The organism is Streptomyces tauricus (genome assembly GCF_014650955.1).
In the GTDB taxonomy this organism is placed as follows: domain Bacteria; phylum Actinomycetota; class Actinomycetes; order Streptomycetales; family Streptomycetaceae; genus Streptomyces; species Streptomyces tauricus.
Genome location: NZ_BMVY01000020.1, coordinates 18,222 through 43,930, shown reverse-complemented (window position 1 = coordinate 43,930; position 25,709 = coordinate 18,222). Strand labels below are relative to the sequence as shown.

21 protein-coding genes and 1 pseudogene are annotated in these 25,709 nt (G+C 70.6%); 15 read left to right on the top strand and 7 right to left on the bottom strand.

Translation table 11 applies throughout. The features are described 5' to 3' along the window. The first annotated feature begins 734 nt into the window (after positions 1–734). The 3 genes from IE278_RS42475 to IE278_RS26315 all read left to right on the top strand — a co-directional run bounded on the left by IE278_RS42475 (position 735) and on the right by IE278_RS26315 (position 2,630). Positions 735–1,295, top strand: a complete 561-nt coding sequence (locus IE278_RS42475) for an ImmA/IrrE family metallo-endopeptidase (RefSeq protein ID WP_308434944.1) — start codon at positions 735–737, stop codon at positions 1,293–1,295. Positions 1,296–1,339: 44 nt separating this feature from the next. Further along, complete coding sequence (locus IE278_RS26320) at positions 1,340–1,612, top strand: hypothetical protein (RefSeq protein WP_189775751.1); 273 nt, start codon at positions 1,340–1,342, stop codon at positions 1,610–1,612. Between the two features lie 151 nt (positions 1,613–1,763). Next, positions 1,764–2,630 carry a calcium-binding protein gene (locus tag IE278_RS26315; protein WP_189775750.1) on the top strand — a complete coding sequence of 289 codons (867 nt, stop codon included), beginning with the start codon at positions 1,764–1,766 and terminating at the stop codon, positions 2,628–2,630. 82 nt (positions 2,631–2,712) lie between these two features. Here IE278_RS26315 and IE278_RS26310 read toward each other — a convergent pair whose 3' ends face one another. Further along, positions 2,713–3,969, bottom strand: coding sequence for an MFS transporter (locus IE278_RS26310; RefSeq protein ID WP_189775749.1), 1,257 nt, complete (start codon positions 3,967–3,969; stop codon positions 2,713–2,715). An 84-nt stretch (positions 3,970–4,053) separates the two neighbouring features. On the opposite strand from IE278_RS26310, the gene IE278_RS26305 reads away from it, so the two are divergent. The 4 genes from IE278_RS26305 to IE278_RS26290 all read left to right on the top strand — a co-directional run bounded on the left by IE278_RS26305 (position 4,054) and on the right by IE278_RS26290 (position 9,447). After that, entirely contained in the window at positions 4,054–4,380 is a 327-nt protein-coding gene (locus IE278_RS26305) for an ArsR/SmtB family transcription factor (protein ID WP_189775748.1), read from the top strand. A gap of 166 nt (positions 4,381–4,546) precedes the next feature. Continuing rightward, positions 4,547–5,344: an SAM-dependent methyltransferase gene (locus IE278_RS26300; protein WP_189775747.1), complete on the top strand. Its 798-nt coding sequence runs from the start codon at positions 4,547–4,549 to the stop codon at positions 5,342–5,344. Positions 5,345–5,442: 98 nt separating this feature from the next. Then, positions 5,443–7,716 (top strand): SF1B family DNA helicase RecD2, encoded by a 2,274-nt coding sequence (gene recD2 / locus IE278_RS26295; RefSeq protein WP_189775746.1) that lies wholly within the window; start codon positions 5,443–5,445, stop codon positions 7,714–7,716. A 441-nt stretch (positions 7,717–8,157) separates the two neighbouring features. Beyond that, entirely contained in the window at positions 8,158–9,447 is a 1,290-nt protein-coding gene (locus tag IE278_RS26290) for a citrate synthase (RefSeq protein WP_189775745.1), read from the top strand. 689 nt (positions 9,448–10,136) lie between these two features. On the opposite strand, the gene IE278_RS26285 is transcribed toward IE278_RS26290, so the two are convergent. Further along, complete coding sequence (locus IE278_RS26285; protein ID WP_189775744.1) at positions 10,137–12,533, bottom strand: heavy metal translocating P-type ATPase; 2,397 nt, start codon at positions 12,531–12,533, stop codon at positions 10,137–10,139. Between the two features lie 85 nt (positions 12,534–12,618). Beyond that, positions 12,619–12,858: a heavy-metal-associated domain-containing protein gene (locus IE278_RS26280; RefSeq protein ID WP_189775743.1), complete on the bottom strand. Its 240-nt coding sequence runs from the start codon at positions 12,856–12,858 to the stop codon at positions 12,619–12,621. A 160-nt stretch (positions 12,859–13,018) separates the two neighbouring features. On the opposite strand from IE278_RS26280, the gene IE278_RS26275 reads away from it, so the two are divergent. Next, on the top strand, positions 13,019–14,080 hold the full coding sequence (locus IE278_RS26275; protein ID WP_189775742.1) for a zinc-dependent alcohol dehydrogenase family protein: 1,062 nt from the start codon (positions 13,019–13,021) through the stop codon (positions 14,078–14,080). Positions 14,081–14,211: 131 nt separating this feature from the next. Here the strand turns inward: IE278_RS26275 and IE278_RS26270 are convergent, their stop codons facing one another. Then, on the bottom strand, positions 14,212–14,412 hold the full coding sequence (locus IE278_RS26270) for a helix-turn-helix transcriptional regulator (protein ID WP_189775741.1): 201 nt from the start codon (positions 14,410–14,412) through the stop codon (positions 14,212–14,214). A 297-nt stretch (positions 14,413–14,709) separates the two neighbouring features. On the opposite strand from IE278_RS26270, the gene IE278_RS26265 reads away from it, so the two are divergent. The 3 genes from IE278_RS26265 to IE278_RS26255 all read left to right on the top strand — a co-directional run bounded on the left by IE278_RS26265 (position 14,710) and on the right by IE278_RS26255 (position 17,349). Then, positions 14,710–15,387: a TetR/AcrR family transcriptional regulator gene (locus tag IE278_RS26265; protein WP_189775740.1), complete on the top strand. Its 678-nt coding sequence runs from the start codon at positions 14,710–14,712 to the stop codon at positions 15,385–15,387. Positions 15,388–15,394: 7 nt separating this feature from the next. After that, positions 15,395–16,216, top strand: coding sequence for an SDR family NAD(P)-dependent oxidoreductase (locus IE278_RS26260; protein WP_189775739.1), 822 nt, complete (start codon positions 15,395–15,397; stop codon positions 16,214–16,216). Positions 16,217–16,308: 92 nt separating this feature from the next. Beyond that, positions 16,309–17,349, top strand: a complete 1,041-nt coding sequence (locus IE278_RS26255) for an NAD(P)-dependent alcohol dehydrogenase (RefSeq protein ID WP_189775738.1) — start codon at positions 16,309–16,311, stop codon at positions 17,347–17,349. 31 nt (positions 17,350–17,380) lie between these two features. On the opposite strand, the gene IE278_RS26250 is transcribed toward IE278_RS26255, so the two are convergent. Together IE278_RS26250 and IE278_RS26245 are read right to left on the bottom strand one after the other, a co-directional pair. Beyond that, positions 17,381–17,896: a putative immunity protein gene (locus IE278_RS26250; protein WP_189775737.1), complete on the bottom strand. Its 516-nt coding sequence runs from the start codon at positions 17,894–17,896 to the stop codon at positions 17,381–17,383. 67 nt (positions 17,897–17,963) lie between these two features. Continuing rightward, positions 17,964–18,572, bottom strand: coding sequence for a TetR/AcrR family transcriptional regulator (locus tag IE278_RS26245; RefSeq protein WP_189775736.1), 609 nt, complete (start codon positions 18,570–18,572; stop codon positions 17,964–17,966). A 161-nt stretch (positions 18,573–18,733) separates the two neighbouring features. Here IE278_RS26245 and IE278_RS26240 point away from each other — a divergent pair, with 161 nt between their 5' ends. Beyond that, a complete protein-coding gene (locus IE278_RS26240; protein ID WP_189775735.1) occupies positions 18,734–19,504 on the top strand; it encodes an SDR family NAD(P)-dependent oxidoreductase in 771 nt (256 codons plus the stop codon). 898 nt (positions 19,505–20,402) lie between these two features. Here the strand turns inward: IE278_RS26240 and IE278_RS26235 are convergent. Then, on the bottom strand, positions 20,403–21,368 hold the full coding sequence (locus IE278_RS26235) for a sugar phosphate isomerase/epimerase family protein (protein WP_189775734.1): 966 nt from the start codon (positions 21,366–21,368) through the stop codon (positions 20,403–20,405). A gap of 179 nt (positions 21,369–21,547) precedes the next feature. On the opposite strand from IE278_RS26235, the pseudogene IE278_RS42470 reads away from it, so the two are divergent. The 3 genes and pseudogenes from IE278_RS42470 to mmsA all read left to right on the top strand — a co-directional run. After that, positions 21,548–21,777 (top strand): annotated as a pseudogene (locus tag IE278_RS42470) (5-deoxy-glucuronate isomerase); the annotation flags it as partial. A 156-nt stretch (positions 21,778–21,933) separates the two neighbouring features. After that, positions 21,934–23,829, top strand: coding sequence for a 3D-(3,5/4)-trihydroxycyclohexane-1,2-dione acylhydrolase (decyclizing) (gene iolD, locus IE278_RS26230; RefSeq protein WP_189775733.1), 1,896 nt, complete (start codon positions 21,934–21,936; stop codon positions 23,827–23,829). A 34-nt stretch (positions 23,830–23,863) separates the two neighbouring features. After that, positions 23,864–25,375: a CoA-acylating methylmalonate-semialdehyde dehydrogenase gene (mmsA, locus tag IE278_RS26225; protein WP_189775732.1), complete on the top strand. Its 1,512-nt coding sequence runs from the start codon at positions 23,864–23,866 to the stop codon at positions 25,373–25,375. The last annotated feature ends 334 nt before the right edge of the window (positions 25,376–25,709 follow it).

Genomic DNA, 25,709 nt, shown 5'->3' with positions numbered 1-25,709 from the left:
GATCGTGATGAAGAGGGCGGTGAAAGCCATGGGGTGGAGGTGTGTCCGATGTTCTGGCCAGTGCGTTGCGATATTCGCAAGGCACGGTCACGGTGGGTGCATGTCCGATTCTGTAATCGACCGTGTGCGCAGAGTGATGGAAGCGGCCTCGATGACTCAGGCCGCGTTCGCCGAGAAGGTGGGGCTCACGCCCGACAAACTGTCCAAGTCCCTGGCGGGGGTGCGCCGCTTCACGTCGCTCGACCTGGCGCTGATCGCTGAGGCGGGCGGCAGGACCGTGGACTGGCTGCTCACCGGGCGCGAGCCGCTGCGTCCGGCATTCGCGGCCCGGACCACTGCCGGAGCGACTCCCCGGAGGGGCCGCGTCAGCGATGCCGCGGACCGTTTCACGGCGGCGTACGAGGTGTTGGAGCTGCTGGGGCGGCCCCCCGAGCTGCCGTCGATGCCCGCGGTGCGTCCGGACATCAAGCGCTTCGTGGACCAGGGGAGGCAGCTGGCTCAGGACGCCGTAGGTGTGCTCACCGCGGCGGACGGCCACCGGACCGTGGCCGGTCTGGAGACGGACGTGCTGATCACGGCCTGTACGCAGGCGTTCGGCGTGGACGTCGCGGTCACGTGTCTCCCCGACGCCGTGGACGGGCTCACCTGGCAGACGGACACGTTCCGGCTCATTCTCATCGGGCCCACGGAGACCTGGACCCGGCAGAGGTTCACCCGCGCACGAACTCGGCCACATCCTGGCCCGCGACGCCCAGGAGCTCGTCGTCGAGTCGCATGTCGCCCCGGGACGGCAGAAGGATCTGACCGAGGTGCGGGCCAACGTCTTCGCCTCCAACCTGCTGATGCCCGCGCCCGAGATCCGTGACCGGTTCCGCCAGGTGGCGGACAGGCACGGCAGGCTCACCGTCGAAGCGTTCTCCGAGCTGGTCGTGGCCTTCAAGGTCTCGCCCAGCGCGCTGAGCGCACGGCTGAGCCAACTCCGCCTGATCGACGCGCAGTCGGAGATCGCGGCCCACTACAGGGGTCTGACCACCGAGATCTGCCATCTGCTCGCCGGTGCGACAGATGCCTTCCAGCGGCAGCTCGCCTGGGCCGCGGCCCAGCGCTTCCCCGTACGCCTCGTGGCCGCCCTCTACAAGTGCTACGCCGAGGGGGAGACGACGCTCCGGCCCCTCGCATCCCTCCTGGGCATGGACGTGGACCACCTGCACGACCTTCTCGACCCGGCCGAGCCCGACAGTCCGGAATCCGCCGTCGGTGAAGTGGAAGAAGGGGACCTGATCTTCCAGCCATGAGACTTTGCTGGTTTCCGGACAACACTGTCCTGTGCAATTTCGCGGTGGTCGACCGCGTGCCACCGCTGGAGAAAGTGCTGGACGGGCGCGGCCGTTGGACCGAGGCCGTGGCCCATGAGGCCGAGCGGTCCGCCCGTCACCTCCCCCGATTACGGGATGTCGTGTCGCTCGGCATGCTCGGCGAGCCGATCGCCATCACGGACGTGGAGGAGATCGCCGCGGTCGACCGCGTGCGCCGGGCGGTCTTCGGCGGCCGGCCGGCCCCGACTGCCCCTCCCGCCTCTTCGTCCCGGAGCCTCGCGGATCCCGCAGTGTGACGAGCGGGTGAATTTCGGTGGAATGGGGAATTGATCGCGCGTTTACGCTTTCATGCCGCGTATTTATTCGCGATTCGGTGCACAACCAACCGCGTACCTCGCCCGTCACACGAAGCGAAAGGCATCACAACTGCTCCATGGAGGTTATGCAATGTCTTCTCGTCACGGTGGCCGTCGTGCGGTGCGCGCCTTATCTTTTCTGGCGCCGATTGTCGGTATCGGGCTGGCCGTTCCGCTCGCGCTGGCCGGCCCGGCGGGTGCCGCGGAGTCGACGGCCACGGCCGTGGTCAACGAGTACGGCTGGCAGCTCACGTACACGGCTGCCGCAGGTCAGACCAACCAGGTGGCCGTCACGCAGTCGTACAGCGACGACCGCGCGCAATTCATTTATGTAATCGACGACGTCGTTCCGATAGCCGCCGGAAACGGCTGCGCCTATCCCGACAGCGCGGACAGGACCAAGATCTCCTGCACGGTCGAGAATATCGACAGCCAGTCCCCGTACGCGGCTCTGGAGGCGGATCTCGGCGACGGGAACGACAGCGGTTCCGTCGAGAATCGCACCGACCAGACTTTCTCGTTCAACTCCGTCGAGCTGGGCATCGGCAACGACAAGTGGACCAGTGACTCCGGCGAACTCGTCGACGGCAGCGCCGTCACGGGCGGCGCGGGTGACGACGTCATCACGGTGGACGAGTACGGATCCGCCTGGGGCGGTGACGGCGCCGACACCCTCACCGCCACCGGCGGCGGTGAGATCGTGCAGGGCGGCGCGGGCAACGACGTGCTGCGCGGCCTGGCGGGCGAGCAGATCATCCAGGGCGACGACGGCAACGACAAGGTCTACGGCGGCGCCGGCGCCGACGACCTGTACGGCGGCAGGGGCGACGACATCGTGTACGGGGAGGCCGGCAACGACCGCATCTGGGGCAACACCGGCAACGACAAGCTGTACGGCGGGGCGGGCACGGACACGATCTCCGGCGGAGCCGGCACGAACGTGATCGTCCAGGACTGACGGTCGCCCGGCGCCCGGGGGACCGCGCGGCCCGAGCCTCGCGCGGTCCCCCGGGCGGCGGCGCGCACGAGGCGGTCTCCGGTCAGTCGACCTTGCTCACGTCGAGTGCCTCGGTTGTCGGCGTCGACGCCGATGCTGTCCGAAGGCGCTTGTCCCCGCGTCCCAGTACCCGCTCGACCACTACGGCGGAGAGGCAGAGGACGGCCGCGAGCACGGAGAAGACGGGGAAGATCGTGGTGTCGCCCCAGACGGTCGCGCCGATCCCCACGAGGAGGGTGGGTGTGATGAGCGCGCCGTACGCGAGCAGGTAGAACATGGACATGACGGCCCCGCGCCGCTCGGCGGGGATGTGCGCGGTCAGGTGGCGCAGGGAGCCGCCGAAAGCGAGACCGTAGGCGCCGCCCTGGAGCGCGATGGTGGCGATGATGACCGTGGCGTCGCCGGTCGCGAAGGCGCCCACTCCGGCCAGCATGAGCACGGCGAGCGCCGTGTCACCGACGAGCGCGACCGTGCGGGCCGGGTAGCGGGCACTGGCGACCTGTGTGGCCGCGGCGGTGAGGGTCACCGCCGCGATGACGACGCCGCCGAAGAACGGGCCGTCGACGTGCGCGGCGTGAGCGGCTATGGAGGGTTCCAGCGAGAAGCAGACCCCCAATACGGCCCAGGCGGCGCCGGCGCCGATCACCGAGAAGAGGAAACGCCCGCGGATCTCCTCGGGTACCTGCGGGCGCGGGATCCCGAGGGGCGCGGCACCGGCCGAGGGGTGCGGTTCGCGCATCACCAGCAGGAGGACGAGCAGGACGAGGGCGATGAGCGCGTCGGCGAGATAGGGCAGGAACAGGGGGTGGAAGCCGGTCTGGGCGAGGGCGGCGGTGCCGAGCGCGGCGACGGCGATGCCGACGTTGAACGCGATGGCGGTGAGTGTTCCGCTGCGGGCCGCCCGCTCCGGGGTCACATCCAGCAGGGCGGCCCCGCCGACGACGACGATCGCGCCGATCCCCACGCCGTTGAGCATGCGGGCCACGACGAGATACCCGGGTCCCGCGGCGAGGACGAAGACGGCGAGCCCGGCGAGCAGGAGCAGGACGGCGACGAGGAGTACGGGCCGGCGGCCGTACCGGTCGGACAGGGCGCCGGAGACGAGGATCGCGACGGCCGCCACCGCCCCGTACGCGGCGAAGATGACGGTGGTCAGCAGGGGCGGGTAGTCCCACTTCTCGGCGTACAGGGAGTAGAGGGGTGAGGGGATGGCGGAGGTCGCCTGTCCCAGCATGAGGAGGACGAGAAGGGTCGCGTAGCTCCAGGACTGGGGACGGCGGCCAGGGGTGAGTGCCTGCACGAAGGCTCCTGGTAAGTTTGATCTGGATCGTACTTCGAGGACCATAGGGAGAAGTATGATGCTCGTCAAACTTGGAGGTGCCTGATGCCGGCCTGGGAGGTCCTTCCGGACCAGTTGCCGCCCGTCGCGGCTGTGCAGAAACTGCTGCGCGTCCTCGCGGATCCCGTACGCCTGGAAATGGTCCGCAGGCTGGCGGCGCACCCCGCCGCCGAAGCTCCCTGCTCGGATCTCTACGACGGTCTGAACAAGTCCACCGCGACCCACCACTTCAAGATCCTGGTGGAGGCGGGCATCCTCCACCCGGTCATGGTCGGCCCCTCCCGCGGCCACCGTCTCCGCCGCGCCTCCCTCCAGGAGGCGGTGCCGGGCCTGCTGGACGCGCTGATGGGGGCTCTGGCGCGAGAGACCTGACGAACGGAGCGTTCATCTGGTTCGCCGCCCCCCGGGGGCAGGGTCCGCGGTCACGGCCGATTCGCCCGGCAACTGCCGTCGCTCGCAGCCGAGTTGATGTGGAAAGCTGTGGTCAGCCGTGCGCGGGCAGGAGGCCTGGGCGGCCGGTGTGCGAGAGGAGCGCAGCGTGAGTCAGGACGGCTTCCGTGCCGAGGAGATCGACACCAGCAGGCCGCACCCCGCGCGGATCTACGACTACCTGCTGGGTGGCAAGGACCACTACGAGGTCGACCAGCAGGCCGGCGACCGGCTCGCCGCCGCCGCACCCGAGGTCTTCATCGGCGTACGGGCCAACCGCGACTTCCTGCGACGCGCCGTCCAGCACATCGTCGGCAGCGGAGTCCGCCAGATCCTCGACATCGGCACCGGCCTGCCCACCTCGCCGAACGTCCACGAGATCGCCCAGGCGGTGGCACCGGACGTGCGCGTCGCGTACGTCGACAACGACCCGATCGTGAAGGCGCACGCCGACGCGCTGCTCAGCCGCACCGGCGAGACCAGCATCGTGCTCGCCGACCTGCGCGACCCGCGGTCCATCGTGGACCACCCCGAGGTCCGCCGGGTCATCGACTTCGACGAGCCGGTCGCCGTGCTCCTGGTCGCCGTCTTCCACTTCCTCACCGACGCGGAGCGCCCCGAACAGGTCGTCGCCACCCTGCGCGACGCACTGCCGCCCGGCAGCTTCCTGGTGCTCTCGCACGCCACCGGCGACTTCGCCGACCGCAGTGAGGCCCAGGCCGTCTACCGCAACGCGACCGCCACCATGAACCTGCGCTCCCGCGCCGAGATCGAGCGCCTCTTCGACGGCTTCGAACTGATCGAGCCCGGTCTGGTCCAGGTCCCGTACTGGCGCCCGGACGCCGAACCGCCGACCGGATCCGACACGATCGGTTTCTACGGAGGCGTGGCCCGCCGGGCGGTGTAGTCGACGCCGGCGCCCAGGCACTGCCCGCGTGGGGTCCGCTTCGTCCACCAGGACGTCGCCGGTACCTCGGTGTCAGACCTGGGCGGTAGCGTCGGATCATGTCCAATCAAGGGGCGGGGACGCGGGCGGGGAGCGAGGTCCGGAACCTGGCGGTTCTGGAAGGCGTGCTGGAGCGGATCACGTACGCCAACGAGGAGAACGGCTACACGGTCGCGCGCGTCGACACCGGGCGCGGCGGCGGTGATCTCCTCACGGTCGTCGGCGCGCTGCTCGGCGCCCAGGTGGGCGAGTCCCTGCGGATGGAGGGCCGTTGGGGCTCCCATCAGCAGTACGGGAAGCAGTTCACCGTCGAGAACTACACGACCGTGCTGCCCGCCACCGTCCAGGGCATCCGCCGTTATCTCGGGTCCGGCCTGGTCAAGGGCATCGGACCGGTCTTCGCCGACCGCATCACGACGCACTTCGGGCTGGACACGCTCCAGATCATCGAGGAGGAGCCGAAGCGGCTCATCGAGGTGCCCGGCCTCGGTCCCAAGCGCACCAAGAAGATCGCCGAGGCCTGGGAGGAACAGAAGGCGATCAAAGAGGTCATGCTCTTTCTCCAGACCGTCGAGGTGTCCACGTCCATCGCGGTCCGCATCTACAAGAAGTACGGCGACGCGTCGATCTCGGTCGTCAAGAACCAGCCCTACCGCCTCGCGTCCGACGTCTGGGGCATCGGCTTCCTCACCGCCGACAAGATCGCCCAGTCCGTGGGCATCCCGCACGACAGCCCGGAACGGGTGAAGGCCGGGCTGCAGTACGCCCTTTCGCAGTCCAGCGACCAGGGCCACTGCTTCCTCCCGGAGGAGCGGCTGATCGCCGACGCGGTGAAACTGCTCCAGGTGGACACGGGCCTGGTCATCGAGTGCCTGGCGGAACTGGCGGCCCCGGCCGAGGAGGGCGAGGACCCGGGGGTCGTACGGGAACGGGTGCCGGGCCCGGACGGCGGGGAACCGGTGACGGCCATCTACCTCGTCCCCTTCCACCGGGCCGAACTGTCCCTGTCGGGGCAGCTGTTGCGGCTCCTGCGCACCGACGAGGACCGGATGCCCGGGTTCCGGGACGTGGTCTGGGACAAGGCCCTGGCCTGGCTCAAGGGGCGTACGGGGACGGAGCTGGCCCCCGAGCAGGAGCAGGCCGTCCGGCTCGCCCTCACCGAGAAGGTCGCGGTGCTCACGGGCGGGCCGGGCTGCGGCAAGTCCTTCACGGTCCGTTCGATCGTGGAGCTGGCCCGCGCGAAGAAGGCGAAGGTGGTCCTGGCGGCGCCGACGGGCCGGGCGGCCAAGCGGCTCGCCGAGCTGACCGGGGCGCAGGCCTCCACCGTGCACCGGCTCCTGGAGCTACGGCCGGGCGGCGACGCGGCGTACGACAGGGACCGTCCGCTGGACGCCGACCTGGTCGTCGTGGACGAGGCGTCGATGCTGGACCTGCTGCTGGCCAACAAGCTGGTCAAGGCGGTGCCGCCGGGGGCGCACCTGCTGTTCGTGGGGGACGTCGACCAGTTGCCGAGCGTCGGCGCGGGCGAGGTGCTGCGGGATCTGCTGGCCGAGGGCGGACCCGTACCGGCGGTCCGGCTGACGAAGGTCTTCCGGCAGGCCCAGCAGTCGGGGGTCGTCATGAACGCCCACCGGATCAACGCGGGACAGCAGCCGGTCACGGACAAGCTGAAGGACTTCTTCCTCTTCGTCGAGGACGACACGGAGGAGGCGGGGCGGCTCACGGTGGATGTGGCGGCGCGGCGCATCCCGGCGAAGTTCGGGCTCGATCCGCGGCGGGATGTACAGGTGCTCGCGCCGATGCACCGGGGGCCTGCGGGGGCCGCCGCGCTCAACGCCCTGCTCCAGCAGGCCGTCACGCCGGCGCGGCCCGACCTGCCCGAGAAGCGGTTCGGCGGGCGGGTCTTCCGGGTCGGCGACAAGGTCACGCAGATCCGCAACAACTACGAGAAGGGGGAGAACGGGGTCTTCAACGGCACGGTGGGGGTGGTGACGTCGCTCAACCTCGACGATCAGCGGCTGACGGTTTTGACGGACGAGGACGAGGAGGTGCCGTACGAGTTCGACGAGCTGGACGAGTTGGCGCACGCGTACGCGGTCACGATTCACCGCTCGCAGGGAAGCGAGTACCCCGCTGTCGTCATCCCTGTGACGACCGGGGCGTGGATGATGCTCCAGCGCAACCTCCTCTACACGGCGGTCACGCGGGCGAAGAGGTTGGTGGTGCTGGTGGGTTCACGCAAGGCCCTGGGCCAGGCGGTCCGCACGGTCTCGGCGGGCCGCCGCTGCACGGCCTTGTCCTTCCGCCTGACAACCACGCGACTGGCAGCCTGAACGGTTGCGGTCGCCCCTTGGGGCGGGGGCCGTTCGCGCAGTTCCCCGCGCCCCTTGCGGGGCCGGTGGGGGAGCGGCGCGGTCTTTTGCTTTTAGGGGCGCGGGGAACTGCGCAGTCTTTTGTCTTTGGGGGCGCGGGGAACTGCGCGGTCAGCCCCCGTCGGCCCGCGCGTGCTCAACCGCCTTCACCCCGACTCCCGCCGCCCGCCGCGCCCCGCACCCCACGCCCCGCGGAGAAAAATGATCGATCAAACGAGTCGGAAACCTCACACGGCACTTTCGGAAGGCCGTGGAACCGGGCAGGATGAACAGGTTGACGGCACTGAGTGCCGCCAATAGGCCCAATGGTCGACCCCGAGTGCACTCTCCTGCGCCAAATGGGGGATGGTAGAGACAGTCAGGGCACCTCGAAGAAGAGGCACAACGTCGGTGAGGGATGACGTGAGCGACAACTCTGTAGTACTGCGGTACGGCGACGGCGAGTACACCTACCCGGTGATCGACAGCACCGTCGGCGACAAGGGCTTCGACATCGGGAAGCTCCGCGCCCAGACCGGTCTGGTGACGCTGGACAGCGGATACGGGAACACCGCCGCATATAAATCCGCCATCACCTATCTCGACGGCGAGCAGGGCATCCTCCGCTACCGCGGGTACCCGATCGAGCAGCTCGCCGAGAGCTCCACCTTCCTCGAAGTGGCCTCGCTGCTGATCAACGGCGAGCTGCCCACGGTCGACGAGCTCTCCACCTTCCAGAACGAGATCACGCAGCACACCCTGCTGCACGAGGACGTCAAGCGGTTCTTCCAGGGCTTCCCCCGTGACGCCCACCCGATGGCGATGCTGTCGTCGGTGGTCTCCGCGCTGTCGACGTTCTACCAGGACAGCCACAACCCGTTCGACGAGCAGCAGCGCCACCTCTCGACGATCCGGCTGCTCGCGAAGCTTCCGACCATCGCGGCGTACGCGTACAAGAAGTCGATCGGTCACCCGTTCGTCTACCCGCGCAACGACCTGGGCTACGTCGAGAACTTCCTGCGTATGACCTTCTCGGTCCCCGCGCAGGAGTACGAGCTCGACCCGGTCGTCGTCTCCGCGCTCGACAAGCTGCTCATCCTGCACGCCGACCACGAGCAGAACTGTTCGACCTCCACCGTGCGTCTGGTGGGCTCGTCGCAGGCGAACATGTTCGCCTCGATCTCCGCCGGCATCAGCGCCCTCTGGGGCCCCCTGCACGGCGGCGCCAACCAGTCCGTGCTGGAGATGCTCGAAGGCATCAAGGCCAACGGCGGCGATGTCGACTCGTTCATCCGCAAGGTGAAGAACAAGGAGGACGGCGTCCGCCTGATGGGCTTCGGCCACCGGGTGTACAAGTCCTTCGACCCGCGCGCGAAGATCATCAAGGCTGCCGCGCACGACGTCCTGTCGGCCCTCGGAAAGTCCGACGAGCTGCTGGACATCGCGCTCAAGCTGGAGGAGCACGCGCTCTCCGACGACTACTTCGTCTCGCGCAACCTCTACCCGAACGTCGACTTCTACACCGGTCTGATCTACCGGGCCATGGGCTTCCCGACCGAGATGTTCACGGTCCTGTTCGCCCTCGGCCGGCTGCCGGGCTGGATCGCCCAGTGGCACGAGATGATCAAGGAGCCCGGATCGCGTATCGGGCGTCCGCGCCAGATCTACACGGGCGTCGTCGAGCGGGACTTCATCCCGGTCGAGCAGCGCTAGGCACTCCGCCCGGTCGCAGGTTTTCATCTGCGGGCGGACTGGGGCGGGCCCCGAAGATCGCGGGGTTCCCCGCGCCCCTCAGGGGCGCGGGCACCTCGCCCCGAAGTCCCGAGCAGTCCCCGGAGCAACAAGGCAATAAAGAAGGCGCCCCGCTGCCGGTCCCCCCACGGGCCGGAGTCGGGGCGCCTTCCCATGTCCCGGTGCGGATTCCCCCCACGGGATCCGGCCGGGCGTCTGAAGGCAGCGCCTGAATCGCTGCGAGCAAAACGAGCAGAATGAACGAAATCTCTGCCTACTGCGTACTACCTACCGCGTACCACCTACTGCGAGCTGCCTACCGGGTACTGCCTCCTGCGTGTGCGGTCTGCCGGGACCCGTACGTACGGGAGGGCCGCTCAAAGCTCCCCGCCGTACGTGTCCCGGCAACGCATTTCCAGGAACGTCCCCCAAGACATCCCCAGATGTCAGAAACGCCCCCCAAGACGTGTCTGACACCGTCAATCTAGACTCACGAACCCCTTCGATGGTTACGTTCACATCACTGTGACCTGCGTCTCTTGCGTATGTCCTGAAGATACGCAAGAGCCCCGATATGACTATCGGAGCCCTAGCGTAAGGATGATGCGCGAGCCTTGTGAAGAGCTTATGTGAAGACGTGTGCCGGACTCTAGGGGAGTCCTACCTCTTCGTCATGAAAATGCCCTGAGCCGAAGGCTGTTCGTCACCACGAACACCGAGGAGAAGGCCATCGCCGCGCCCGCGATCATCGGGTTCAGCAGCCCCGCGGCGGCGAGCGGCAGTGCCGCCACGTTGTATCCGAAGGCCCACACGAGGTTCCCCTTGATCGTGGACAGCGTCCTGCGGGACAGCCGGATCGCGTCCGGCGCCGCCCGCAGGTCCCCGCGGACGAGCGTCAGATCGCTCGCCTCGATCGCCGCGTCCGTGCCCGTGCCCATCGCCAGGCCCAGATCGGCGGTGGCGAGCGCGGCCGCGTCGTTGACGCCGTCACCCACCATCGCCACCGCACGCCCCTCGGCCTGAAGCCGCCTGATCACGTCGACCTTGCCCTCGGGCAGGACCTCGGCGATCACCTCGGCGGGGTCGATGCCCACGGCGCGTGCCACGGACTCGGCGACGGTCCGGTTGTCCCCGGTCAGCAGCACCGGCGTGAGCCCCAGGGCGCGCAGCGCGCGGACGGCCTCCGCGCTGGTCTCCTTGACCGCGTCGGCGACGGTCACGACACCGTGCGCCACGCCGTCCCAGGCGACGGCCACCGCCGTACGCCCCTCCTGCTCGGACCGGGTCCGGAGCGCGGCGAGTGCGTCGGGCAGCGTGATCCCGGCCTCTTCGAGGAGCCGGACGCGGCCCACGAGCACCGCGTGGCCCTCGACCGTGCCGCGGACACCGAGACCGGGCACGTTCTCGAAGCCCTCCACGGCCGGCAGGGGCCCGGTCCGCTCCTCGGCGCCCGCCGCGACGGCCCGGGCGATCGGATGCTCCGAGGCGTGCTCCAGGGCGCCCGCGAGCCGCAGTACGCGCGTCGTGTCGGTGCCGTCGGCCGAGTACACCTCCTGGAGGGTCATGCGGCCGGTCGTCACCGTGCCGGTCTTGTCCAGGACGACCGTGTCGACGCGGCGGGTGGACTCCAGTACCTCGGGACCCTTGATGAGGATGCCGAGCTGGGCGCCGCGGCCCGTGCCGACCATGAGGGCGGTCGGGGTGGCGAGGCCCAGGGCGCACGGGCAGGCGATGATCAGTACGGCGACGGCCGCGGTGAACGCGGCGGCCGTGTCGCCGGTGACGCCGAGCCAGACCCCGAAGGTGGCTACGGCGATCAGCAGCACCACGGGTACGAAGATCCCGGAGATCCGGTCGGCGAGGCGCTGCACCTGGGCCTTGCCGTTCTGGGCGTCCTCCACGAGCCGCGCCATCCGGGCCAGTTGGGTGTCGGTGCCGACCCGGGTCGCCTCGACGAGCAGCCGCCCGCCGGCGTTCACGGTCGCCCCGGTGACGGCCGAACCCACCGCCACGTCCACCGGCACGGACTCGCCCGTCAGCATCGACGCGTCGACGGCCGAGGTTCCCTCGACGACCGTGCCGTCGGTGGCGACCTTCTCGCCGGGCCGTACGACGAACCGGTCGCCCACGGCCAGCGCGCCCACCGGGACGCGGACCTCACGGCCGTCCCGTACGACGGAGACGTCCTTCGCGCCCAGTTCCATCAGGGAGCGCAGGGCGGCGCCCGCCCGCCGCTTGGAGCGGGCCTCCAGATAGCGGCCGAGGAGGATGAGGGCCACCACTCCGGCGGCGACTTCGAGGTAGATCGCCGAGGCGCCCTGCTCGCGGGAGACGGTGAGGGAGAAGCCCTCGTCCCGCATGCCCTCCATGCCCGCGTCGCCGAGGAACAGCGCCCACAGGGACCAGCCGAACGCGGCCAGCGTGCCCGTCGAGACGAGGGTGTCCATGGTCGCGGCGCCGTGCCGGGCGTTCGTGTACGCGGCCCGGTGGAACGGCAGCCCGCCCCAGACGACGACGGGCGCGGCGAGCGTCAGTACGAGCCACTGCCAGTTGTCGAACTGGAGCGCCGGGACCATCGACAGCAGGACGACGGGGGCGGCGAGCAGCGCGGAGACGACGAGGCGTTCGCGCAGCGCGGCCAGCTCGGGGTCGCGCCGCCGCGCCGGGTCCTCGTCCGCGGGGGCTTCCCGGTCGTCCGGGGACGGCGGGGGCTCCGGCGGCGGGGGTTCCTCGGCCGTGTAGCCCGTTTTGACCACGGTGGCGATCAGGTCGTCGACCCGTACCCCGTCCGCGTACGCAACCTTCGCCTTCTCCGTCGCGTAGTTCACCGTGGCGGTGACGCCGTCCATGCGGTTCAGCTTCTTCTCGACGCGGGCCGCGCAGGAGGCGCAGGTCATCCCGCCGATGGTCAGCTCGATCTGCGACTCGGCCCGGGGCCCGGCCGCCCGAGACCCGGCCTCCGGCGCCGGGTCGCCCGGCGGCCCCGCGGTAGTGCTCGTACCGGTACCGGTGTTCGTGCCGGTGTCGGTGCCAGTAGTGGTACTCGTGCTGGTGGTGCTGCTGGTCATGTCCTGCTCCCAGGAACGAACCCGGCCGTACGGAGCCAGTATCAGCTGGTCGGTACGGCCCGGTGTGGAGTGGGGGAGGCGTACCTCAGGCCTGGCCGGCGAGCTCGAAGCCCGCCTCATCGACGGCGGCGCGTACGGCCTCCTCGTCGAGCGGGGCGGCGGAGATCACGGTCACCTCGCCGGTGGAGGCGACGGCCTTCACCGAGGTGACGCCCGCGATCTGGGAGATCTCGCCGGAGACCGAGCCTTCACAGTGTCCGCAGCTCATCCCGCTCACCTGGTAGACGGTGGTGACGGAGCCAGGGGTGTCGGTGTGGGCGGTCATGTCGTTCTCCTCGTCGAGACGTGTGGGGCGTATGTGATGCGTGCGGTTCGTGGGGCGTGGGATACATGGGACGTGGGTGGCCCACGGGCTTCCACGGTACTCACAGTATACCCCTAGGGGGTACTTTCACAGTGCCGGCGACGGTGGAGGGGTGACGGGTATGCGGGCAGTGGTGTTCGAGCGGTTCGGGGAAGCGGCCGAGGTGCGGGAGGTGCCGGACCCGGCGCCCGCGCCGCACGGGGTGGTGGTGCGCGTCGAGGCGACCGGGCTCTGCCGCAGCGACTGGCACGGCTGGCAGGGCCACGACCCGGGCATCACGCTGCCGCACGTGCCCGGACACGAACTCGCCGGAACCGTCGAGGCCGTGGGCGCCCTGGTGACCCGCCACCGCCCCGGCGACCGCGTCACCGTGCCCTTCGTCTGCGCCTGCGGAAGCTGCGCCTCCTGCGCGGCGGGCGACCAGCAGGTGTGCGAGCGGCAGACCCAGCCCGGGTTCACGCACTGGGGGTCCTTCGCCGAGTACGTGGCCCTGGACCACGCCGACGTGAACCTCGTCGCCGTGGCGGACGAGCTGTCCTTCGGCACGGCGGCCTCGCTCGGCTGCCGGTTCGCCACGGCGTTCCGCGCGGTGGTCGCGCAGGGGCGGGTGGCGCCGGGGGAGTGGGTGGCCGTGCACGGCTGCGGAGGGGTCGGGCTGTCCGCGGTGATGATCGCCGCGGCGGCCGGGGCGCGGGTCGTCGCGGTCGACCTCTCGCCCCGGGCGCTGGACCTGGCTCGGCGGTTCGGCGCGGCGCACTGCGTGGACGCCTCCCGGACCGACGACACCCCGGCGGCGGTCCGCGACCTGACCGGCGGCGGCGCCCATCTCTCCCTCGACGCGCTCGGCTCCCCGGTCACCTGCGCGGCGTCGGTCGCCGGTCTGCGCCGCCGCGGCCGGCACGTCCAGGTGGGCCTGCTGCCCGACGATCCGAAGGTGCCGATGTCCCGTGTGATCGCCCTGGAACTGGAACTCCTCGGCAGCCACGGGATGGCCGCGCACGCCTACCCGCGGATGCTGGAGTCCGTACGGGCCGGACTGCTGCGCCCCGACCTCCTGGTGACGTCCACGATCCCCCTGGAGGCGGCCCCGGCGGCACTGGTGGCGATGGGGACGGCGCCGGGGGCGGTACCGGGGGTGGCATCGGCGGGAGCGGGTGTCACGGTCGTCGAACCCTGGGTGTGAGGGCCGGGCCGCGAACCGGGACGGATGAGAGCCGGACGAGCGCGAGGGGCCCCGCACGGTGCGCGTGCGGGGCCCTTTTTTTGTTCTCCGTTACGCGTTACGGGCGTGGGCGTGGGCGTGGGTACGGGCGGTCAACCGCCCCGGCGCCCTCTGTTGCCCGGCCGGGAGGCCACCCACGTGCGGATGGTGTCGGCGTACCAGTAGGGCTTGCCGCCCTCCACATGGTCGGGCGCGGGCAGCAGCCCGTGTTTGCGGTAGGACCGCACAGTGTCCGGCTGCACCTTGATGTGCGCCGCGATCTCCTTGTACGACCAGAGCCTTCGGTCGGTCATCAGTAGCACCTCCCTGCGCGCGCCACAGCGGCGGCCGAGGGGCGGCCGTCGGGGGAGCCGGGCACTGCGCTGGCGATCACAAGCCTGTGCCGGGTGAACGACACAGAGTGACAACGCGGCAGGGGCTGTCGCGTGGGTGTGACGCAAGACCCGCGTACACGGGACATGTGTGACGGGACGAGGTCTTTTGTGACACGAGTGACGCAATTGAACGTCGTACGGGGAAAATGTCCCACGGGGAAACATGTCTCACAGGGAAAGATGTCCCACTGGGACATGAAGAGGTATTCTGGGGGCATGGAGGCAACGAAGCCCAGCAGTACCGCCCCGCAGGACCGGCGACAGCGCAAGGCCCGGCAGACACGCAACGCCCTCGCGACCGCCGCCGTCGACCTGATCCTGGAGCACGGACTCGCCGCCACCACGGTCGAGGCGATCGCGGAGCGGGCGGACGTCACGCGCCGCACCTTCAGCCGGCTCTTCGCCGGCAAGGAGGACGCGGCCCTCGACTTCGTACGAGGCGACGGCGACCGCATCAATGCGCTGCTGCGCGACAGGCCCGCCGCCGAACCGCCGCTGCTCGCCTACCGCCGGGCCGTGCGCGACTGGCTCGCCGACCGGGACGACCCGGCCTGGCACCTGCGCCCCCGGATGCGGCGGCTGCTGGCCCTGCTCGACAGCGAGCCGGCCCTGTTCGCGGCGTACGAACGCATCAGGGTCGACGCCCAGGAGGAGTCGATCCGCATCCTCGCCGACCGGCTCGGCACCGACGACGTGCTGGACGTGCGTCCCGCCGTCGTGGTCGACGCCGCCGCCGGAGTCCTCACCGCCGCGCTGCGCATCTGGGCGCGCGGCGCGTCCGGCCACGACCACGACTCGGCGGCCGAGGACCTCGCCGCCCTGGTGGAACGGGCCTACGACGCCCTGACCCACGAGGCCGCGTCCGCGGTCTCGTACGACACCCCCGAAAAGTGAGAGCACCATGAGCACCACCGGCACCACCTCCGTCACAGGCACCACCCCCGTCACCGGCACCTCTCTTGTCGCCGACTACGCCACCGAGTTCGCCGGGAAGACCGTGCTGGTCACCGGTGCCGCCTCCGGTATCGGCCTGGCCACCGCCCGCCGCCTCGGCGCCGGCGGCGCGAACGTCGTGATCGCCGACCACAACGCCGAGGGCGCCGAGAAGGCCGCCGCCGACCTGCGCGCGGAGGGCTTCGAGGCCGCCGCGGTCGCGGTGGACGTGACGAGCCCCGACTCCGTGGCGGCGGCCGTCGCCTTCGCCGTCGACACCTTCGGCGGGCTCCAGATGGCCGTGAACAACGCCGGGATCGGCGGCCCGAGCGCCCCGACCGGCGAGTACGACATCGACGCCTACGACCGTGTGGTGCTCACCAACCTCAACGGCGTCTTCTACTGCCTGCGCCACGAGCTGCCCGCCATCGAGGCGGCCGGCGGCGGCGCCGTCGTGAACGTCGCCTCCATCCTCGGCTCGGTCGGCTTCGCGGGCTCCGCCGCGTACGTGGCCGCCAAGCACGGCGTGGTGGGCCTGACCAAGACCGCCGCCGCCGAGTACGCCGCCAAGGGCATCCGCCTCAACGTGGTCGGCCCCGGCTTCATCGAGACCCCGCTGCTCCGGACCATGGACAAGGCGGCGTACGACGGCCTCGTCGCGCTGCACCCCGCCGGCCGCCTCGGCCGTCCCGACGAGGTCGCCGAACTGATCGCCTTCCTGCTGTCCGGGCGCGCCTCGTTCGTGACCGGCGGCTACCACCTGGTGGACGGCGCCTACACCGCCGTCTGAGCGCAGCGGAAGCGCGGAAGACGAACAAGAAGTACAAAAGCGGTGAAAGAAACAAAAGCAGTACAGGAAGTCGCACGGAAAGAAGTTGGGCCATGAAGGCACTGCAGTACCGCTCCATCGGTTCCGCCCCCGAGGTCGTGGTCGTCCCCGACCCCGAACCCGGCCCCGGACAGGTCCTGTTGAAGGTCACCGCCGCGGGCGTGTGCCACTCCGACATCGCCGTGATGAGCTGGCCCGCCGAGGGATTCCCGTACGAGCTGCCGCTCACCCTCGGCCACGAGGGCGTGGGCACGGTCGCCGCGCTCGGCGCGGGTGTGACCGGTGTGCGCGAGGGCGACGCGGTCGCCGTGTACGGCCCCTGGGGCTGCGGCAGCTGCGCCAAGTGCGCGGAGGGCAAGGAGAACTACTGCCTGCGCGCCGACGAGCTCGGCATCCGGCCCCCGGGGCTCGGAGCGCCGGGTTCGATGGCGGAGTACCTGCTGGTGGACGATCCCCGGCACCTGGTGCCGCTGGACGGGCTCGACCCGGCCGCGGCGGTCTCGCTGACGGACGCGGGGCTGACGCCGTACCACGCGATCAAGCGGTCGCTGCCGAAGCTGGTACCGGGTTCGACGGCTGTCGTCATCGGTACGGGCGGGCTCGGGCATGTCGCCATCCAGCTGCTGCGGGCCATGACCCCGGCCCGGGTGGTCGCCCTGGACGTGACCGAGGAGAAGCTGCGTCTTGCCCGCGAGGTCGGCGCCCACGAGACGGTGCTGTCCGACGCGCAGGCGGCCGCCAAGGTGCGTGAACTCACCGGTGGCGTAGGGGCGGAGGCGGTCTTCGACTTCGTCGGGGCACAGCCCACCCTGGCCACCGCGGGAGCCGTCGCGGCCGTCGAGGGCGACATCACGATCGTCGGCATCGGCGGCGGAACACTCCCCGTCGGCTTCGGACAGCTGCCCTTCGAGGTGTCGGTCAGCGCTCCCTACTGGGGCACCCGCGGCGAACTCGTCGAGGTGCTGGCACTGGCCCGCTCCGGCGCGGTCTCGGTACACACCGAGACCTTCACCCTGGACGAGGCCCCCCTCGCATACGAGCGCCTGCACGCGGGAGAGATCAACGGCCGCGCGGTGATCCTCCCGCACGGCTGAACGACCCGACCGGGCCGCGCGGTGGCGGAGGTCAGGGTGTGAACACCGACCAGCAGATGTCGTTGCGCAGCCGCTGGTCGTCGAGTACGAGCGCGCGGATCTCCGGCGGGAGCCGCTCGCGCTGCCACTGGCACTCACGTCGCCCCGCGATCTCGCTCCCGCCTTCCGGGACGGCGGCACGGGCGGCCTTGATCGCGTAGGCGGCGGCGCCGAGTTCATGGGCGGCGACATGGGCGACGGCCCCGGCCTGCCCGGCGGCGTACGCGGCATGCCGTGCCGCCCCGCGCAGGTCCCTGGCCGCCCCCATCGCATGACCGCCCGCCGCACGCGCCTCCATCATCGCGACCTCCCCGCGAACCCAGGCCCGGGCATGCGCGATCGCCCGCCGCGGCCGCGGATCCTCGGGCCGGACGGCCTCGAAGAGATGCAGTACGTGCTCCGCGCACAAGGCGGCCCACAGTGCCAGCCGATGATGATCGGCGTCGGTGAGAACCCCACCCCGGCGAATCGTCACGAACCGGGGGTCCCGGACCTTCGGAAGGATCATGCCCGCACCTCCTCGGACGGCATCGGACAGCACGTCGACGGACAACACCGGGCAGAGTCGGCCGACATCAGGCGGCGTCGGGCGGCGCCGCCCGCAGATGGTCGATCCCGGTGTCGAGTGCCGCCTTCAGGTGGGTCGAGTCGCCCGTGGACATCATGATGGTCACGCCTCCCTGGATGCCCGCCAGCAGCGCGGCGGCCACCCTGTCCACATCGAGGGCCGGTGACACCAGACCGTTCTTCTGCAGGGCGCGCATGCCACGGGCGAGCTGCCCCTGCCACTGGTGCATCAGCTCCGTCACGATCGCCCGGGCACCGGGGCGGTCCCGTCCCACCTGGAGGAACAGGGACGCCAACGGGCAGTGGTCGCCCTGCCGTTCGTAACGGTCCACCACCACGTCCCGCCACTGCTGCCAGGACTCCCACGAGTCCAGACGCCCCAGGTGCGGCTGCTGGTCCGCGAGGACACGGTCCGCCTCGAACCGGGCCACCGCCAGCAGCAGTTCGTCCTTGCCGGCGGGGAAGTAGTGGAAGAGCTGGCTCTTGCTCGTGCCGGTGCGGCCGCGGATGTCGTCGAGCGTCGTGAACGCGACACCCTGTTCGCGCAGCACCTCGGCGGCCCCTTCGACGATACGGGCCCGGGTGGCCCGGCCCTTCACGGTCACCGCTTCCGACATCCCGGCCTCCTCTTCAGGTTCCCGTAACCGGCTACCGGCCACCGGCCACCGGCCGATCGAGCCTGCCGACCGTACCGACCGTACCGGATTTCTGGACTTGCTGGTCCATTTTTCGCGGCGCACAGTGGTCCGCACACGACGAAGACGAGGGAGATCACGTCATGAGCGAGCGGCTGCGGAACAGGACAGCGCTGGTCACGGGCTCGACCAGCAACATCGGACAGGCGATCGCCGAGGCGTTCGCCGCCGAGGGGGCCCACGTCATCGTGTCCAGGCGCAACCGGGACAGGGGAGCGCGGGTGGTCGAAGGGATCCGTGCGGCGGGCGGTCGGGCCGACTTCCTGGCGGCGGACCTCGACGGCGGCGCGGAGGCTTCGCGGAGCCTGGCCGAGCGGGCCCGGGAGACCCTGGGCGGGCGGATCGACATCCTGGTCAACAACGCCGGGATCTACCCGGCCCCCGGTACCGCCGACACCGACGAGACGACGTTCGACCAGGTCTACGGCGTGAACGTGAAGGCGCCGTTCTTCCTCACCGCCGCCGTCGTCCCGGCCATGGCGGACTCCGGCGGCGGGGTGATCATCAACCTCGGCTCGTGGATCGCACGTCTGGGCGTCCCCCGCGGGGCGCTCTACAGCTCCACCAAGGGGGCCATGGAGACGCTCACGCGGGCGTGGGCCGCGGAGTTCGCGCCGCTGGGTGTACGGGTCAACGCCGTGTCGCCGGGCGTGATCCTGCCCCCGGCCCCGGCGGGCGGCGAGCCGAGTCCGGGCGAGGTCATGATGAAGGGCACCCCGGCAGGCGGCGTCGGCACGCCCGCCGCCATCGCGGCCGCCGTGCTCTGGCTGGCGAGCGACGAGGCGGCCTTCGTGCACGGAACGGTGGTGGACGTCGACGGAGGCAGAACCGGGGTCGCCGTCATCGCCGCATAGAGCGGGGGCGCCGACGAACCAGGGGCGCGGGGAACGGCGCAGTCTTTCGTCTTCCGGGGGCGCGGGGAACGGCGCAATCTGCCGTTGGGGCCGCCGTTGCCGCCCACGGCGCCCGCACCGCCCGAACCGCTGCCGAGGCCGGTACCGCCCTTACCGCCGACTCCGCCCAGGACCCCGTTGCCGCCGGGGCCACCGGCACCACCGGCGCAGTCCCCGGTGCCGGTCGCGGGGCCACCCGCGGTGCCGGGGTAACCGTTGGGATGACCGGCGTTGCCGTTGGCGCCCGCCACACCGGCGGTGCCCGCCGTACAGGCGAGGACGGAGGCCCCGGCGGGAGCGCCGAGGAAGAGTGCGGCGCTTGCGAGGAGTGTGGGGAGGGCGAGGAGAGTGGTGGTCTGTTTCCTGTTCACGACGGGGTTTCCTCTGGCTCAGGTGAAGCAGTACGGCGAGTTCCGGACTGATTCCATAGGAGCCCCATTTTTTGATATTTGTAATCGAATGAAGAGCGTGATGTTCTTCGAGATCACCCGACGAAGCGATCATCTGTCTGGGGTACGTGAATTCGACGGCCCCACATGTTTGCCGGGTTGGCCGAACTCGTCAAGAAATACCCGTGAGGGAGCGCCCGGCCGCTGCGGTTCCTGCTCCACGGGTGCTGACCTGCCGGTTCCGGTCGGCGGTGATGCCCGTGAGCCGGTTCTTACCGCCCGGCGCCCGAAGGTCGGTGTCCGCGCCGGTGCAGCGCCGGGGAAGGCGGGAAAGGGCCGCGACCACCCGATACGTCAGTCGAACGGCTTCGCGTCGTTTGGACGGGCACCGACGAATCCCCGACATTTACGGCCGCCCCTGTTCGAACGGAATTCCAGGCCGGCCGGCGGATGTGCGCAGTGGCGAAAAATCACGCCCCGCAGGAGCGGAGGAACTGTCGGGTCCGCCGCGCGATGGGCAGCGGCTTGTCCGGCGGGCACGGATACATGTCCTGCTCGACGATCGCGAACAGCTCCACGTCCAGTTTCTGCGCCGCCGCGAGCACGGGCTCCAGCGCGGGCACCCCGGCGGGCGGTTCACACATCACGCCCCTCGCCACCGCCGGTCCGAACGGCACCCCGTTCGCCCGCACCTCCGCGAGGATCGCCGGATCCACCTGCTTGAGGTGCAGATACCCGATCCGCTCCCCGTACGTCTCGATCAGCTTGACGCTGTCCCCGCCGCAGTACGCGTAGTGCCCGGTGTCCAGACACAGCGACACCAGCGACGAGTCCGTGCCGTCGAGGAACCGCGCCACGTTCTCCTCGCTGTCGATGTGCGTGTCCGCGTGCGGGTGGACGACGATTTTCAGCCCGTACCGCTCTCGCACCTCACGCCCGAGCCGCTCGGTCTGCCGCGTCAGCTGGCCCCACTGCTCGGCGGTGAGCGTGTCGGGCTCCAGCACCTCGCCGGTCTTGTCGTCGCGCCAGAAGGACGGGATGACGACGAGGTGCTCGGCGCCCATCGCCCGCGTGAGCGCGGCGATGTCCGAGACATGGGCCCAGGTCGCGTCCCACACGTCCGGGCCGCGGTGCAGCCCGGTGAAGACCGTGCCGGCCGACACCTTCAGGTTCCGGCGCGCGGTCTCGTCCGCGAGGACCGCCTGCTCGCTCGGCAGATAGCCGTACGGGCCCAGCTCGATCCACTCGTATCCGGACTCGGCGACCTCGTCGAGGAAGCGCCGCCAGGGGACCTGCTGGGGATCGTCGGGGAACCACACACCCCACGAGTCGGGCGCCGAACCGACGCGGATACGCGACAGCGGCGCGGCGGAAGGGGCCTGGGGGGACGCCTGGGGCGAGGGCTGTGGCGATGACTGCGGTGGCAACGACGTCATGGGCGCCAGCTTCGGCGCGGCCGGGGGAGGTGTCAAGCCTTGGTCCGAATGTCCGGACAACCAATTGACAGGGCTCTACCGGCGCCGCTAGACCTAGTTCCCCGCGGCTCGGCGCTCGGCGGCTCGGTGGCCGACGTGGCGGTCGCCGCGGGGGCGGTGCCGCAGTCGGCGGGAGTGCCGTACTTCCACCGTGCGGTGGTTGTACGGTGCGCACAGAGGGGAATAAAGAGGGCAAAGTGTTTGAACACCCGGGCAGGGAAAGCGTGTTCACCGAGGTCGCCGACCCCGGCCGCGCCCCCGCCGGACCCGGGCACAGATCGCCTCCGGCGCGGAAGTCCGCTTCGCCCTGGCAGGAGCGAAGTGCGAGCGACGACTCCCCGCCCGCTACGGCTCCGCGCCGGAGGTTCCCGACTCCCCTGTACGCGGATCGGATCGGCGTGTGTACGCGGATCGGATTGGCGGGCGGGCCGTAGAGACGTAGGGGCCCGTTCGGACGTATGACGTGGCGGATCAGCTTCCATCCGTGATTCCACCCGTGACACGTAGAGAGCGCAGAGGGCTACCGATGACAGAGCCGAGGTCAAGGACGACAAGGCTGACGGTCGCGCAGGCGCTGGTGCGGTTCCTCACCGTCCAGTACACCGAGCGCGACGGCGTGCGGCGCCGCCTGATCGACTCCACCTGGGGCATCCTCGGACACGGCAACGTCGCCGGGCTGGGGCAGGCGCTCGTCGAGTACGGCGACGACATGCCGTACCACCAGGGCCGCAACGAACAGTCCATGGTGCACGCGGCCGTCGGCTACGCGCGTCAGTGCGACCGCCTCTCCGCCCAGGCCGTCACCACGTCCGTCGGCCCCGGTGCCACCAACCTCGTCACGGGCGCCGCCCTCGCCACGATCAGCCGCCTCCCCGTGCTCCTGCTGCCCGGTGACGTCTTCGCGACCCGCCCCGCCGACCCGGTCCTCCAGCAGCTCGAAGTCCCGTACGCGGGCGATGTGTCGGTCAACGACTGCCTGCGCCCGGTGTCGAGATACTTCGACCGGATCACCCGCCCCGAGGCCCTGGTCCCGGCCGCCCTCCAGGCGATGCGCGTGCTCGCCGACCCCCTCGACACCGGCGCCGTCACCCTCGCGCTCCCGCAGGACGTCCAGGCGGAGGCCTTCGACTGGCCGGACGAGTTCTTCGCCGAACGCGTCTGGACCGTACGCCGTCCGGTCGCCGACCCCGCCCAACTGGCCGCCGCGGTCAGGGCGATACGCATCGCCCGGCGCCCCCTGCTCATAGCGGGCGGCGGGGTCCACCACAGCGGGGCCGAGGACGCGCTGAGGGAGTTCGCCGACCTGACCCGTATCCCGGTCGCCGCCACGCAGGCCGGCAAGGGCTCGCTCACCTGGGACCACCCGGCGGACGTCGGCGGCATCGGGCACACCGGCACGGCGACCGCCTGCGAACTCGCCCGCACCGCCGACCTGGTGATCGGCGTCGGTACCCGCTACACCGACTTCACCACCGCCTCCGGCACCCTCTTCGCCGCCCCGGGCGTGCGCTTCCTGAACATCAACATCGCCTCCTTCGACGGCCACAAGATGGCCGGGCAGCCGCTGGTCGCCGACGCGCGCTCGGCACTGGAGGCCCTGACCGCGGCCCTCGCCCCGCACGGCCACCGCGCCGGACCCGCGTACGTCACCGAGTACACCGACGACAAGGAGCGCTGGGAGCACCGCGTCGACGCGGCCTTCGAGGCGGAGGACCCCTACGCGCGCCCCACCCAGCCGCAGGTCCTCGGCGCCCTCGACGACCTGGTCACCGGCGACGACATCATCGTCAACGCCGCCGGATCACTCCCCGGCGACCTGCACAAACTCTGGCGCGCCCGGTCCCGCGACCAGTACCACGTCGAGTACGGCTACTCCTGCATGGGCTACGAGATCCCGGCCGCGATCGGCGTCCGGATGGCGGCCCCCGACCGGCCGGTGTGGGCGCTGGTCGGCGACGGCACGTACCTGATGATGCCCACCGAGATCGTCACCGCCGTCCAGGAGGGCATCGCGATCAAGGTGGTGATCCTGCAGAACCACGGATACGCGTCGATCGGCGGCCTCTCCGAGAAGGTCGGCGGCGAACGGTTCGCCACCGACTACCGGCACCGCTCCGAGGACAGCAAGTACACGGGGCGCCCACTCCCCGTCGACCTGGCCGCCAACGCGGCGAGCCTCGGCATGCGGGTGCTGCGCGCCAAGACCGTGGACGACCTGCGGACCGCCCTCACCGAGGCACGGGCCGCCGACACTCCCACATGTGTCTACGTGGAGACCGAAACGGCAGACACAGTGTCGGGCGCGCCCCCGGCCCAGGCCTGGTGGGATGTTCCCGTGGCCGAGACCGCGACCCGACCGTCGGCGGTCAAGGCACGCGCGCTGTACGAACGGCTGGCCTCCACCCGGCGCCGCCATCTGTGACGTAGTTCTTGGGCATGACAAGGAGTTCTCGGGCATGACGAAGATCGTCAACCACTGGATCGGCGGCAGGCACGTCGAAAACGCCGCGGGCGCGTCGGGCACGTACGGGCCGGTCACCGACCCCGCGACCGGCGCCGTCACCACGAAGGTCGCCTTCGCGAGCGTCGAGGAGGTGGACGCCGCGGTCGCCGCCGCGAAGGACGCCTACGCGACCTGGGGCACCTCCTCGCTCGCCAAGCGGTCCACGGTCCTCTTCAAGTTCCGCGCCCTGCTCGACGCCCACCGCGACGAGATCGCCGAGCTGATCACCGCCGAGCACGGCAAGGTGCACTCGGACGCGCTCGGCGAGGTCGCCCGCGGTCTGGAGATCGTCGACCTGGCGTGCGGGATCACCGTCCAGCTGAAGGGCGAGCTGTCGACGGAGGTGGCCTCCCGGGTCGACGTGGCCTCGATCCGCCAGCCGCTCGGTGTCGTCGCGGGCATCACGCCGTTCAACTTCCCGGCGATGGTGCCGATGTGGATGTTCCCGCTGGCCGTCGCCTGCGGCAACACCTTCGTACTGAAGCCGAGCGAGAAGGACCCGTCGGCGGCCGTCAGGCTCGCGGAGCTGTTCGCGGAGGCAGGGCTGCCGGACGGCGTCCTGAACGTCGTGCACGGCGACAAGGTGGCCGTCGACCGCCTCCTGGAGCACCCGGACGTCAAGGCGGTCTCCTTCGTCGGCTCCACCCCGATCGCCCGGTACATCCACACCACCGCCTCCGCCAACGGCAAGCGCGTCCAGGCCCTCGGCGGCGCCAAGAACCACATGCTGGTCCTGCCCGACGCCGATCTGGACGCGGCGGCGGACGCGGCCGTCTCCGCCGCCTACGGTTCGGCGGGCGAGCGCTGCATGGCCATCTCGGCCGTCGTCGCGGTCGGCGCGATCGGCGACGAACTGGTGGACAAGATCCGCGAACGCGCCGAGAAGATCAAGATCGGCCCCGGCAACGACCCGTCCTCCGAGATGGGCCCGCTGATCACCGCCGCCCACCGCGACAAGGTCGCCTCGTACGTGACGGGCGCCGCCGCCCAGGGCTCCGAGGTCGTCCTCGACGGCACCGGGTACACGGTCGAGGGCCACGAGAACGGTCACTGGATCGGGCTCTCGCTGCTCGACAAGGTCCCGACCGACTCGGACGCCTACCGGGACGAGATCTTCGGCCCGGTGCTGTGCGTGCTGCGCGTGGACACGTACGACGAGGGGGTCGCCCTCATCAACAACTCGCCCTTCGGCAACGGCACCGCGATCTTCACCCGGGACGGCGGCGCGGCCCGCCGCTTCCAGCTGGAGATCGAGGCGGGCATGGTCGGCGTGAACGTGCCGATCCCGGTGCCGGTGGGCTACCACTCCTTCGGCGGCTGGAAGGACTCCCTCTTCGGGGACCACCACATCTACGGCAACGACGGCACGCACTTCTACACCCGCGGCAAGGTCGTCACGACCCGCTGGCCGGACCCGTCGGAGGGCCCGGCGGGCGTGGACCTCGGCTTCCCGCGCAACCACTGAGTCACCGCTCGCGGCTCCACCCACGGCCCGCTGTCCGCCTCCCCGGCGGCGGCGGGCCGTCGCCGTCCGGTGCGCTCCGCCTGTGAATCCGGCAGTTGAATTTCTGGGCCCGCGCTGCGGTTCCCGCACGGACGGGATGGCCGGGATCACTTGCCCCTTGCTGCCATGAACGGCAGTCAACCCCTCCTTCACCTACGGATTCCGTAGGTGAAGAACCGTTGACGATTCGGATTCCGCAGGGTTCGATGCGGCACGGGAGCACGCACCACCCCTCACCCGATCACGACGCCTTCAGGCCATCCCGCAGCCGCCGCAGCCGCCGGAGGCGATACCG